The 12,787-nt window shown below is 46.7% G+C and carries 12 protein-coding genes; 10 read left to right on the forward strand and 2 right to left on the reverse strand.

Translation table 11 applies throughout. The features are described 5' to 3' along the window. Positions 1-585 precede the first annotated feature (585 nt). From ACYVRZ_RS08210 to ACYVRZ_RS08240, 7 genes are all read left to right on the forward strand, one after another. Positions 586-1,866 carry a replication initiation factor domain-containing protein gene (locus ACYVRZ_RS08210; RefSeq protein ID WP_461226140.1) on the forward strand — a complete coding sequence of 427 codons (1,281 nt, stop codon included), beginning with the start codon at positions 586-588 and terminating at the stop codon, positions 1,864-1,866. 77 nt (positions 1,867-1,943) lie between these two features. Further along, positions 1,944-2,150, forward strand: coding sequence for a DUF3173 domain-containing protein (locus ACYVRZ_RS08215; protein WP_033572650.1), 207 nt, complete (start codon positions 1,944-1,946; stop codon positions 2,148-2,150). Further along, positions 2,143-3,417: a tyrosine-type recombinase/integrase gene (locus ACYVRZ_RS08220; RefSeq protein WP_128492344.1), complete on the forward strand. Its 1,275-nt coding sequence runs from the start codon at positions 2,143-2,145 to the stop codon at positions 3,415-3,417. Before ACYVRZ_RS08215 ends, ACYVRZ_RS08220 begins: the two co-directional genes overlap by 8 nt. A gap of 282 nt (positions 3,418-3,699) precedes the next feature. Then, positions 3,700-4,644 carry a toll/interleukin-1 receptor domain-containing protein gene (locus ACYVRZ_RS08225; protein WP_125753902.1) on the forward strand — a complete coding sequence of 315 codons (945 nt, stop codon included), beginning with the start codon at positions 3,700-3,702 and terminating at the stop codon, positions 4,642-4,644. 69 nt (positions 4,645-4,713) lie between these two features. After that, complete coding sequence (locus ACYVRZ_RS08230; RefSeq protein ID WP_003589709.1) at positions 4,714-5,073, forward strand: type II toxin-antitoxin system RelE/ParE family toxin; 360 nt, start codon at positions 4,714-4,716, stop codon at positions 5,071-5,073. A gap of 1 nt (position 5,074) precedes the next feature. Beyond that, the gene (locus ACYVRZ_RS08235; RefSeq protein ID WP_125753901.1) at positions 5,075-5,353 is read left to right on the forward strand and encodes a helix-turn-helix domain-containing protein; all 279 of its coding nucleotides are present in this window, start codon (positions 5,075-5,077) and stop codon (positions 5,351-5,353) included. Positions 5,354-5,474: 121 nt separating this feature from the next. Next, positions 5,475-8,240 carry a DNA methyltransferase gene (locus ACYVRZ_RS08240; RefSeq protein ID WP_461226141.1) on the forward strand — a complete coding sequence of 922 codons (2,766 nt, stop codon included), beginning with the start codon at positions 5,475-5,477 and terminating at the stop codon, positions 8,238-8,240. Positions 8,241-8,290: 50 nt separating this feature from the next. Here ACYVRZ_RS08240 and ACYVRZ_RS08245 read toward each other — a convergent pair whose 3' ends face one another. Beyond that, positions 8,291-8,677, reverse strand: coding sequence for a hypothetical protein (locus ACYVRZ_RS08245; RefSeq protein WP_125753899.1), 387 nt, complete (start codon positions 8,675-8,677; stop codon positions 8,291-8,293). 57 nt (positions 8,678-8,734) lie between these two features. After that, entirely contained in the window at positions 8,735-9,919 is a 1,185-nt protein-coding gene (locus ACYVRZ_RS08250) for a replication initiation factor domain-containing protein (protein WP_461226142.1), read from the reverse strand. A gap of 383 nt (positions 9,920-10,302) precedes the next feature. On the opposite strand from ACYVRZ_RS08250, the gene ACYVRZ_RS08255 reads away from it, so the two are divergent. The 3 genes from ACYVRZ_RS08255 (at position 10,303) to ACYVRZ_RS08265 (ending at position 12,406) form a co-directional block, all read left to right on the forward strand. Then, positions 10,303-10,824: a helix-turn-helix transcriptional regulator gene (locus ACYVRZ_RS08255; RefSeq protein ID WP_461226143.1), complete on the forward strand. Its 522-nt coding sequence runs from the start codon at positions 10,303-10,305 to the stop codon at positions 10,822-10,824. Between the two features lie 174 nt (positions 10,825-10,998). Next, positions 10,999-11,211: a DUF3173 domain-containing protein gene (locus ACYVRZ_RS08260; protein ID WP_125753897.1), complete on the forward strand. Its 213-nt coding sequence runs from the start codon at positions 10,999-11,001 to the stop codon at positions 11,209-11,211. Then, positions 11,204-12,406, forward strand: a complete 1,203-nt coding sequence (locus ACYVRZ_RS08265) for a tyrosine-type recombinase/integrase (RefSeq protein WP_461226144.1) — start codon at positions 11,204-11,206, stop codon at positions 12,404-12,406. The genes ACYVRZ_RS08260 and ACYVRZ_RS08265 overlap by 8 nt, the downstream gene beginning before the upstream one ends. Positions 12,407-12,787 lie beyond the last annotated feature (381 nt).

Raw genomic sequence — 12,787 nt, forward strand, 5'->3', positions numbered from 1 at the left:
ATGGTGACCTTTGGTGTGAGACATGATATTCTGTTCTTGCATCAAGACGATACCTCTTTCATTAATTGTGTAGGAACTTTAATGATAACAGGTCGTATCGACTTGGTGTTTTTTATTTTGTCTGAGTACTAACGATAGTGGCTAACTTGATTGTAAAACGCGGGATTTGTTTTTATTTTCGGAACAGCGCAGAAAGTGAATCAATATTACTGTTCATATGGCCGACATTGTCGGTGTGGTGTCAGCGTGTTAGGCAACTAACCATATTAAGAACACGTTACAGTTCGAATTTTTGTTTCAAATCGCGTCCGACAAACTGTCTGTATATATTGAGAGCGAAAGTTCTCACAGACCTTCCGGAAGGGTCTTACAACGTACGCCGCCGTGCGCGGCGTGCAACGCGAAAGCCGCTAGCGCGAGCGGCGGCGGTCGGCGTTAGCCGGCCGCCACAAGCCCCCGGTCTCTAATAGGGGGGCAAATATTAGAGACAAAATACACGTAAGTAGGACGAAAGCGCCGGTGGCAAGCCACTTTGCGTCAGCGGATAGGTGGCTTTGCTGTCAGGTCGCTTCGAAAGGAGCTAACATGCTGAAAGATTTGAACTTAGTCGGTGGTATGACGAATACCGACTGGCTAAACCAGTTTCATGATGAGATGCGCACGCACAAGATCACTCAGGGCCAATTAGCGAAGATGGCCGATTACAGTCGATCACATCTCAACCAGTTGCTGACAGGGAGGAATCCGATTAACAAGCAAGCACGATTGCGGTTGACGTTAGCGCTGCGGTCACTGACCGGCCAGAACAACATTGACGTATGTATTGATTACTTGGGCGTCACATTCAAGTCGCACGACTATGAGGAACTGGTGACGGAATTGTTCCAGATCAACCCGAATCACTTCAACCTTAAGGAAGGAGCGCGATACGGGTACGCGGCGACCTTGAAATGCGGTGAGATTGACGTGCTACTGTCGCCATATCAAGATGTGAATGCAGACGGTTATGATCCAAGCGAAGACAGCGGCACGATGATTGAGCTGAAAGGTCAGGGTTGCCGCTACGTTGAATCTTATTTGCGCCAGCAGGATCGCACCTGGTACGACTTCTTGGAGACCTGCATTGCGCTTGATGGTCACTTCACCCGCGTTGACCTTGCTATCAATGATCGTAATGGTCTGCTCGATGTGCCGACCTTGATTGAGAAGTGTGACCGCGATGAATTCACCTCGCGTTTTCATGGTTTTCGTGATAATCGCACCAAGCAGTGGGAGGTATCCGGCAGAACTTTGTATCTGGGGTCGCCGCAAAGTGAAGTTTACTTCTGTATTTACGACAAAGCCTTTGAGCAACACCAGAAGCACCCTGAGATTGCGATTGAAGACCAGCCGATACGCACGCGCTTTGAAGTCCGGCTACGTCGCAAGCGCGCCGCTGCGGCAATTAAGAACCTGTTGGCAGAGCGTGATCCAGAGAAAGTTGTGTTCGGCATCATCAACCGTTATTTGCGATTCTTGACGCCGAGCCACAAAGCCAAAAGTCAGTGGGCGACAGATCCGCGTTGGGATGCTTTCATCGGCAATTATCGCAACAAGCTGCGACTTTCTACCAATCCTGAACCATTGAGTTACGCGCACATTACCCGTTGGCTCAAGAAGCAGGTCGCGCCGTCGCTGAAGATGTTGCAGCTGATTGATCAGTACAATGGCACTACTGAGCTGAAGGCGATTATTGACGGCGGCAAGTTGACGCAACGCCACTGGGACTTGATTCACCACTATCAGCATCACCGCAACGGCGTTTTGACGGATTCAGAACCGAGTGAGACATCAAAAAAGAGCGACTATGCCGACCAAAGCAAGTAGTCACCCTTCACAGATAAGATTTGGGTCCTATCTGGTTTGATTATCTCACTTCAATCAATGAGAAGGAAGTGACGTAATTGGATAAGAGTTTTGTCTGCTATCAAGATCTGATGGCATTAGGTTTTAAGCAGCACACCGCGCGCAATATTATTAGACAAGCGAAGCAAAGGATGGTACAAAAGGGTTATCCCTTGTATCTCAACCGAAACTTAGGGCGCGTGCCGCGTTCTGTCGTTGAGTCCATTCTCGGGTCACCGATGAATGGAGCTGTTGAGAATGAGTAAAACCAAATATCCAGGCGTATTCATAGACGCCAAAGGTAACTTCTACTATGAAACCGAGTTGGGCACCGATAAGATGAGTGGCAAGCGCGTCCGCAAGAAAGGGCGGAAGGACAGTCAAGGAATGCCATTCAACACTGCGTTTGCGGCGAACAAGGAACTTACGCGGGTGAAGCGTGAATATCATGAGGCGCATGGGTTTACGAACTTTCGCATGACCTACCGCCAGTTCATGAAAGACGCGTATATCCCAGCGTACAAAACCGACGTGGAGGAAAGCACCTTCGCTGTCCGTAATCGCAGCTTTGATATCTGTATCGCCCGCTTTGGCGACCAGCTGTTGCGCGATATCGATATCACCGACGTGCAGAACTTCCGCACGTGGCTGCTCACGGATGAAAAAGACGGCGGTGCGGGCTACTCGCAAGGCTATGCTGGTTTGGTGTTCGGCTGCTTCCGCAAGTCCCTTGACCATGCGGTGCAGATGCAGTACCTGTCCAGCAATGTGTCGAAGCGGGTCAAGGCGATTCCTAAGGCTAAAAGCAGCGTGCCGTTCTGGACGAAAGCTGAGTTTGAACAAGTCATCGCGCAAATCTGCATTGATGACATTTACGGTCACCTGAACTTCGTGATGTTGTGGCTGTACTTCCTGACTGGCGTGCGCGTCAACGAAGGCACGGCGCTGTGGTGGCGAGATGTTGATCTCGCCAAGAAGCAGCTACACGTTGACCACATGCTGGTGATGAAGAACCGGCATGACTGGGAGCGCCACGACTACACGAAGACAGACAGCGGCAAGCGCATCTTGACGCTTGATGATGACACCGTGGCAATTCTACGGCGCTGGCGCGAGGTGCAGCAGAGTTTCGGTCTGGGTGGGGTAGATGATTTCGTCATGACCTACGATGGCTTGCCGATGACCAAGTCCACGATCTCGAGGATTATCCACCGCTACGCCAAGTTGGCGCAGGTGCACCCAGTCGAAGGCAAAGGGCTGCGCCACAGTCATGCGTCGTATCTCATCAATGAGTTCAACGTCTCCGTACTGGTGTTGTCCAAGCGCTTAGGCCATTCGTCACCTGAGATCACGCTGAAGCACTACTCGCACTTATGGGGCGGACTGGATGCAGATATCGCCGAACAGATTGCGGGGAACATCACGATCAAGACGGCGGGTCAGAATCAGGTGCGGTTCGTGGGGAATCAGGCGGTAAAGTACGATCAACTAAGCCCCGCCAAACTCCCCGCCAAAACAGTGGCTGAGGCATAGAAACCTAGTGATGACGCGGGATAGCGCCGCTGAAGATACGCTCGAGTGGGAATAAAATGCAGGTATCACTTGAAGTGAAAAGCTTGATTTAACGGCATTTCAGATGAAGTGAAACGGGTTGAAATGGGTAGAATTTACTTGGTTCCCTGCCAAAATCCTGCCAAACTTTAGAGCCAGTTCAGAGAAATCTGGGCTGGCTTTTCTCATCGGAATAGCTATTACTCGTGGTAAAATTTAGAGAGCTAAGCTTGGATAATACCATAATAGAAAGTGAGACCTTGTATGAAAACAGTTTTTATCTCATACCTGCACTCAGAAGCTGATGGTGAAAAACTTGACCATCTTATTCAGTTACTGGAAGAAAACGGAATTCATGTTGTCATTGATGAACGCGATCTGGAAATTGGAGATGACTTACCACTATTTATGGAAAGGAATCTTGTTGAATCGGACTACATTATTGTGATTCTTACTCCGGGATATAAGAAACGTGCAGATGACAGGCAGGGTGGAGTTGGCTACGAAGCATCAATTATGGCGGCGAGCCTGTCAAAGAATGAAGCAGTGAAGAAATTTCTTCCTGTCACTTTTGAAGCTTATCGGGATGAAATCGTTCCAGTGTTTTTGGCGTCAAAGCTTGCTTCGGACTTATCCGATAATGTAGAAACCAAACTATTTCAGCGGTCATTTGAGAAACTCAAAAGAACGATTTTGGGGCTTTCTACGATTAACCGTTCTAGTCGAAATTCCTCTTCATCAAAGGTTGTCAAAGTCGCTGATGAATCTGATGTGGTGATGACTAGTGTTGATGATGACGAGAATATGCAGATCATGTTGACAAGTATTGATTCTGACGAGGTAACTCAGCCACGTAACGATGGTACGCCGGGATCTGCATTGTATGTTGTACCGTTTCACTTGAATCATTCACCTAATCGAGTTTGGCAACAAATATTCCTGCAAAATTGGCGGTTTCCTCCAAGGTTCACGACTATGCATCGAGGAGATATTGCAAGCGTTCGCGGAAATCGAATTATTCTCGATGGAACCACTATTGAGGAAGTGCGCGACTACCACTTGGAGACATTGAAATTAGTGATCCAAGAAACAAACAAGCAGTATAAGAAGTTGGTGATTCAGGAACAGCAAAGACAAGAACGGGAGCGTGAACTTAAGAATAAACAGCGTGACAACGTGAAATCAGTTATTAACGATCTCAAGTTTTGATTGCTGAATACTTTGGTTACCATGATAGCATATATTGATATTCAGACTCGTTCGGTGTATACTGAACTCATGGAAAATCCTAAGTTCGAGTTTTACACGCGTCCAAGTGGACACAATGAATTCCAAGAATTCTTAGATAGTTTGAAGCCGGTGGAAAAGCAGAAGCTGGTCACCGTCATTGCTAAGACACAGAAATTTGGTTTGCAGGTGGCGGCGCGCCAAATGTGGATCAGAAAAATCTCAGATGGCATCTTTGAGCTTCGGACAACGGGATCTAATATCCAGCGGGGTTTGTACTTCCACGTTGAAGGCCCGCGTTATGTGATTACGCATGGCTTCACGAAGAAGACCCAGAAGACGCCGGTATCTGAACTTAATCACGCGAAAGAACTCAGGACAGAATACTACGATAATTTGGGAGGTAAGTAACATGGCAAAGAATATTCTTTTTGACGATTATCTCGCTGAACAACTTAAAGACCCTGAATTCAAGGCAGGCTTTGATGCCGAATCTGCCAAACTTGAGAGCGCAGTGGCGTTGATGAGCGAGCGTGAACGCGCTGGTTTGACCCAACGAGAACTAGCCGAGCGGGCAGACGTACCACAATCAACGATTGCACGCATTGAGCATGGCCAGAATACTAGCTTTGACACCATGAGTAAGATTGCCTTTGCGCTGGGAAAGAAGCTCAAAGTTGAATTCACTTAGAATATAGAGATGTCCCAATGTTTGTGAGCGTCAGTTTTCGGAACTTTCGAGACTGGCGCTTTTCTTTATATGGTTGATGCGTGATACTTGAAATATAATACTGACGAATCGAGGCTGTTTCATGAAGGAAGCAGATCAAAAACGTGCCGCCACGGCTTTTGTTAAACGTTGGCAAGATCGTGGTAATGAACGACAGGATAGCCAGACCTTCTGGCTGGACTTGCTGGAGACTGTTTATGATATTCCCAATCCCGGTGAGTACATCAGCTTTGAAGACCGAGTAATGCTGGATCATACCAGCTTTATTGACGGCTTCATTGACACAACTAAGGTTCTAATTGAACAGAAAGGCCGCAATAAGAGCTTGTTTGACGGCATCCGGCAATCTGACGGCAGTTTGCTGTCCCCGTTTGAGCAAGCAAAACGGTACTCCGCTAATCTACCCTACTCTAAGCGGCCGCGCTGGATCATCACGAGCAACTTCACCCAGTTTTTTGTATACGATATGGAGCAACCTAATGGCGAGCCGGCAGTGATCCAGCTTAAGGACTTACCGACTGAGTATTATCGTCTGGACTTTATCGCTGATCAGTTGAACCCACATCTCGATAAAGAGATGGAAGTTTCAATGCAAGCCGGTGAGCTGGTTGGCAAGATTTACGATGAACTTTTCACGCAATATCGTGATCCTACTAATGCCAGCAGTCAGCGTAGTATTAACGAGTTGTCTGTGCGGCTAGTGTTTTGCCTGTACGCCGAAGATGCCGGTATTTTTGGCCGTCACGGTATGTTTCACGACTATCTCAATGAATTTGAGACACGGCATCTGCGCACGGCGTTGATTGATCTATTTCGTGTATTGGATACACCAATCGATAAACGTGACCCATACCTGGAAGAAAAGTTGGCTGAGTTTCCGTATGTTAATGGCGGAATGTTTGCTAATGAGGAAGTTGAGATTCCACAATTCACTGATTCGTTGCGCGCTTTGATTCTAGATAAAGCCAGTAAGGAGTTCGACTGGTCAGAGATCAGTCCAACAATTTTTGGTGCGGTGTTTGAAAGTACCTTGAACCCCGATACGCGGCGTGAAGGTGGCATGCACTATACCTCGATTGCCAATATTCATAAAGTTATCGACCCAATGTTTCTAGATGGTCTCCGGGATGAACTGACTGAGATCAAGCAGATTAAGCAACGTAAGACCATGATTCAACGGGCAACAGATTTTCAATCCCGACTTGGTAACTTGCATTTCTTTGATCCAGCGTGTGGTTCAGGTAACTTTCTGACTGAAACCTATTTATCATTGCGGAAGCTTGAAAATCAGGTTATCAGCTTGATTTATGGGAATGAAAGTATGTTGGCAGTCGATGACGAATTGATTAAGGTGTCCATTCAACAATTCTATGGCATTGAAATCAATGACTTTGCAGTATCCGTTGGCAAGACCGCTCTGTGGATTGCTGAATCGCAGATGATGGAAGAAACGGCGGCGATTGTCTACGCCAATATGGACTTCTTACCATTAAAGACGTATACCAACATCACAGAAGGAAATGCCATCCGACTTGATTGGGAAACGGTAGTTGGCGGTGAACGGATTACTTATATCATTGGCAATCCACCATTTTATGGTCACGAGAAGCGGACACGAGCGCAAGCTGCGGATATGGATATTGCCTTCCATGATTTTAGCAAGTACGGCAAGCTGGATTATGTGGCGGCGTGGTACAACAAAGCAGCTGACTTCATTCAAGGTAAGACGACCGAGGTCGCCTTTGTTTCGACTAACTCGATCACGCAAGGTGAGCAAGCGCCAACACTTTGGCCAAAACTGTTTGAGAAAGGCATTGAGATTCAATTTGCGTACCGGACATTTCGATGGAGTAGTGAGGCCAAGGAAAAGGCACAAGTCCATGTGGTTATCATTGGATTCACCAGCTACCCACGCAAGGAGAAGAAGCGCTTGTATGAAGGCGGCCAGATGAAGTTAGTTGGCCATATCAACGCGTATCTGACCGCAGGAGCGAACGTTTACCCACAACCTCGGCGAAAGATTAGCGTGTCTGGTTCTCAGTTTCCAGTGATGTCGCAAGGTAGTAAGCCGGTGGATGGCGGTAATCTGATTCTTTCACCGGCGGAACGAGTGGCGTTAATTAAGCAGTACCCGCAAACAGAAAGCTATATTCGTCGTTATGTTGGCTCCAGAGACTTCATCAACAACTTGGAGCGGTATTGCTTATGGCTGAAGGATGTAGCGCCAAATCAGTTCCGATCCGTTCCGCCAATTATGGCTCGTTTGTCTGCGGTGGCAGAGATGCGACGACAAAGTCCAACGAAATCTGTACAGACATTGGCTGAGACTCCGGCGTTGTTTACCCAAATTAGACAACCGGATTCGAATTATCTGGTCGTACCAGAAGTCTCTAGTGAGAACCGACGCTACGTGCCGATTGGCTGGATGACGCCAGATATTATCGCCAGTAATACGGTATATTTAGTGCCGAACGCGGATTTATTTATGTTTGGTGTGATGACATCAAATGTGCATATGGCATGGATGCGGACAGTTACTGGACGGATGAAGAGTGACTATCGCTATACCCCATCTACGTACTCTAATTTCCCGTGGCCAGAAGTTGATGATAAGCAAAAGGCGCAGATTGAACAAACAGCCCAGGGGATTCTCGATGCCCGTAAACTTTACCCGGATAGTAGCTTAGCTGATCTCTATGATCCGTTGGCGACAGTTCCTGAACTGCGCAAAGCCCACCAAGATAATGATCGAGCCGTTATGCGGGCATATGGGCTGACAATTAAAGGCACCACCGAGAGTGATACCGTCGCCATGCTGTTTGAACGTTATCGGCAACTGACCAAGTAGAATTGCGAGAAAAAGGACTACCCGTTTAGATTGGGTAGCCCAGAGTGTTTCTATTTGGCCTGCGGGGCCACTAATTCAATCTTTTCAGCCTTGTAGTAGATGGGGTTGCCGACCATGCTCGGTTCCAAGCTGGTAAAGCGGCATTTCACGCTGTCACGTTTCATGATTTCCGCGTTGTTGATTGGACAGTCGAGACCAGCAACGGTGATCTGAGTGGACTTCTTACGATGTTCACCTTCCAGAATCGTGACGGAATACTTATAGCCGACAATTTCATCCGTGTTGAATTTCCGCGGTGTACCATCATTGCCCATGATTTTGTTGCCAGAATCATCAAGGCGTTCTTCAGTTGCCATTTTAGGGGTGACTTCGTCTAGTTCAAAGATGTTGCCGATCTTGGAGTAGTCGAAATCGCGCATGCTTAACATTTTAGCCATAGTGTAATTTCCTTTCAAAGTTGAGTATACTTGTCATTGGGTATTTGCCTAAGCCGTTCACTGTTCAGGAGTGAGCGGTTTTTTGATGCGTCTTTGGATCAATGGAACCAAGTCTGGCCGGTCATTGATGATCACAAAATCAATCAACTTGTTGGCAAGCTCTGAGTTCCACAGGTATTCTGGATCCTCCGCTAGCAGTGTAGGCGGCACAACCATCTGGTGGCTGACCAAGAAGTATAGTGCTTGGGTGATTGCAAAGCCGCCTTGGTGTTCAAACCAATACATCGACTTATCGAAGTCTGTTTGCGGTTTTTGTCGCCGAATCGTCGGCACAAAACAAGGCTTGAGAAAGTTCGTCCACCAGCGGGCGACGGTTGTGTAGTCAGTTGATGTGTAGAAGTTCAGTTCGGTTTTGACAAAACCGCGAATGAGATTACTTAGCTTTTGCTCTTTGGTCATGTATGCGATTGCCATCAGCAGACTTTTGGCAGTGTCGTGACGAGTTTCTGCTTCCAGTCGAATTTGTGGCGCTTCTTCCAACATTTGTTCGCGATCAACACCGGAGAGACTATGCGCCAGTTCTTTACCCTTCTCATAGAATCGGAACATGCAGTCGGAGCCGCGAGACCCGATTTGTTGGGTCTTAGACCGAGTACGCTTATCGAACTCACTATCAACTAATTGTACAGAACGACCCTTGGATAAGAACTGCTTGCGGCGTACCTTGCCGATGATGGTATCAATGCCAAAGAATGGCTTGGTATTATAATCATCTAGCGCCAGATCGAGGCGACTGATTTCAAACGTGGCAGCGCGGTTGGTTGCCAGTTCGATAATCCGTAAGGCGAGTTCTTGGAATACGTTTTGTTGGGTATCGGATGCTAACATTCCCCATTCATACATGGTACAGGCTTGGCCGCTCATGACGAGAGTGCCGCGAGTGCCATGGTCTTCGGTGGTGTAGTAGCGAATTGATCCGCAGGCATAAACAATGTCATACTCTTCGTGCTTTAACGAACCAGCTTCACTGGTCACGCAGTCAGGTGTGATCAATAAGACGTCAGAGAAGACGGTTTGCCATTGGACATTTACGAAGATGATTTGTAACCAGTCGACTTTGCCGAGTACGTTTTGCGTGGTAGGTTGCGATGTAGCTATATTGTTCACCTCCTTAAAGTTGCGGCTAGTCGCAAATTTTAACATTGCCGTGGAAACTTGATGCAACACGGTATTGATGCTCATGCGCAGGCTGGTTTGCGCATTTATTTGTTTCCTTACAGGGTGCTATTAGAAAGGCACCCTGAATTGTGTTTTGCCCTCGGCCGGCACTTATGCCGCTGGCCGTGCCGACCGGGGCATACTACTCAGAGTTATATTGAGAGCGACTCTTGAAATACATCTAGCATTCATGTTCACCTTCCTTTTTAGTTTTCTAGTAGTTCAATTAGAACTCATGTGGAAACTATTGAGTTCGTAAATACAGAATAATTCATTTAACACTAGATGTCAATTAAAAACAAAACGAACTATTTGGTAACTTTCTGGGCTATACGTGTTGACTTTACAAACGACTCCATTTATGATGTGCATACGGGGACTTCCCGAATAATAACGAGGTGATTAGAATGATTGAAAATTTCGGTCGTAACATTGCGCGTCTACGAAAGCAGTACGATATGTCGCAGGAGGATTTGGCGAACAAGATTGGTGTAAAAAAACAAAGCATCTCAAATATTGAGCGCGGGGTGCGCTATCCAACGTTTGAGACGCTTGAGAAATTTGCCAAGGTGTTTAATGCAACACCGGTTGAGCTGTTTGGTTCGCCAAAAGAAGTGGCCTTGAATGATGTGCCAGTAATCCTAGATCGCATCGACGCATATGATGAGAGAATCAGAACTATTTTCCAGATTGGCACGTTGATGGATCATTACTCAGCTTCTGATCTAGACAAGATTGCCTACCAAGTTGACCATGTGATGAATTTCTTTGCCCCGCATCCACTTTATGATGACGATGCAATGCCAATTCTAGACGATGACAACAAAGTACGGATGTTCCCAGGCAAGATTACCCGATTGCCGTTAGACAAATTGGATGATATCGTCAAGAAAATTGATTACGTGTTGAAGAATGAGGACAAGCTCTAGAATCGTGCGACCATTGTTATGTAATGGTGCAGTGCTCGAACGTCAAGAAATCGTGGGTAATCAAAAAGGTGACTATGCCGTCCAAAGCAAGTAGTCACCTCACACAGATAAGATATGGGTCCTATCTGGATTGATTATCTCACAGGCAGGGAAAACATTACAAGTGAGGTAACCATGAAAAGCAGTACAATCAATAAAGCCGAATTGATGCGGCTTGGTCATTACCGCGAACATACCGCGATGATGATCATCCGCCAAGCCAAGATCATCATGGTGCAAAGAGGCTACCCGTTTTACAGTAATCGTCGGCTAGGTGATGTACCACTTAGCGTTGTCGAAGAAATCATTGGCTGTTCACTCGGAAACGAGGAGCAAGACCATGCCTAAAACAAAATATACTGGTGTCTATTCGGACGCCAACGGAAAATTCTTCTATCAAACTGAATTGGGGGTAGATAAAGCAACCGGCGAGCGCATTCAATGTAAAAGTCGTAAAGATCAGTTAGGCCAGCCATTTGCTACCGCCTATGCCGCGCACAAAGAGCTAATTCGCGTCAAGCATGAGTATCAACTTTCAAACGGGCTGATCAACTATAATTTGACCTATGACGAGTTCATGGCTCAGACCTATAAGCCATATTATCGCTCGATTGTTGAAGATAGTACGTGGAACTCTCGGCAATCAACCATGAAGATTCTTACTGATTGTTTCGGTAAAATGAAGTTACGTGACATCGAAGTTGGCGACTGTGAGCGGTTCCGTATCTGGTTGCTTAATGATTCAGGACTATCGCAAGCGTACTCGTCGCTGGTGTACACAATGCTGCGAACAACGTTGGATTATGCGGTGACACTCAACTTTCTATCAAGTAATATTTCAAAGCGAACTAAGGCCATTCCTAAAGGTAAAGCTGTCGTCGCTTTTTGGACGAAGGACGAGTTTGAAGCAGTCCTGTCAAAAATCTATTGCGAGGACTTCTACGAGCATATGTGTTTCGTCATGTTGTGGGTTTATTACATGACCGGCATTCGTGTCAGCGAAGGGCTGGCGCTTTGGTGGAGCGATATTGACTTTGCTAGTAAGAAGATGCGCGTTCATCATACGCTCGATATCAGAAACCAAAATGATTGGACGCGCAAACCATATACCAAGACAGTAGAGGGTATGCGTACCATTTCGCTTGATGATGATACGATCGCTGTATTGAAAGAGTGGCAGGCCGTTCAAGAAGCACATGGCGTGAAAAATTTTGTGATGAGTGCGACAGGCAAGCCGACGTACCGCTCAACTGTGATGAAAGTGATCACGCGGTATGCGAAGCTGGCAGATGTTGTGGATATTCAAGCTAAAGGTCTACGGCACTCACATGTGAGTTACTTGATCAACGAATTTAACGCGAATGTGTTACATGTATCAAAGCGATTAGGCCACTCATCACCAGAGATCACGTTGAAGCATTATTCACACTTGTGGAGCCGTGGCGATGAGGAGCTTGCGGCGAAGATGAGTGGCAACATCAAATTTGATTCGGCGACTGAATCAGGCGTCGATTTTAATGGTAATCAGTCAATAAAATACTAGCCTGCCAAAACCCTGCCAAAATGGAAAGCGGAAGCCTCTAAACACTGATGTAGCAACGTTTCATGAGGGCCAACTTTCCTTGAGTGGGAATAAAAGGTACATGTAAATTGAACCCGGAATATTGATTTAACGGCATTTTCGGTAGATACAAAGGACACGATTGGCGGGGAAATTGTTACGTTCCCCGCCAGAATCCCCGCCAAGTTTGGGCCGATTGAGGGCTGAACTGGCGGGGATTTTTGTTGAAATGTCATTAGCAGCGAGCTGGCAATATCCTTCGACAAGAAGTCGGAAGTCAGACGTTTTGTAAAGACATAGAGTGTTGCAGCACTTAAATATTTGTTGAAAGAAAGATTACGCAAAGACGAATATTAACTGATC

Source organism: Lacticaseibacillus suihuaensis (assembly GCF_054785075.1).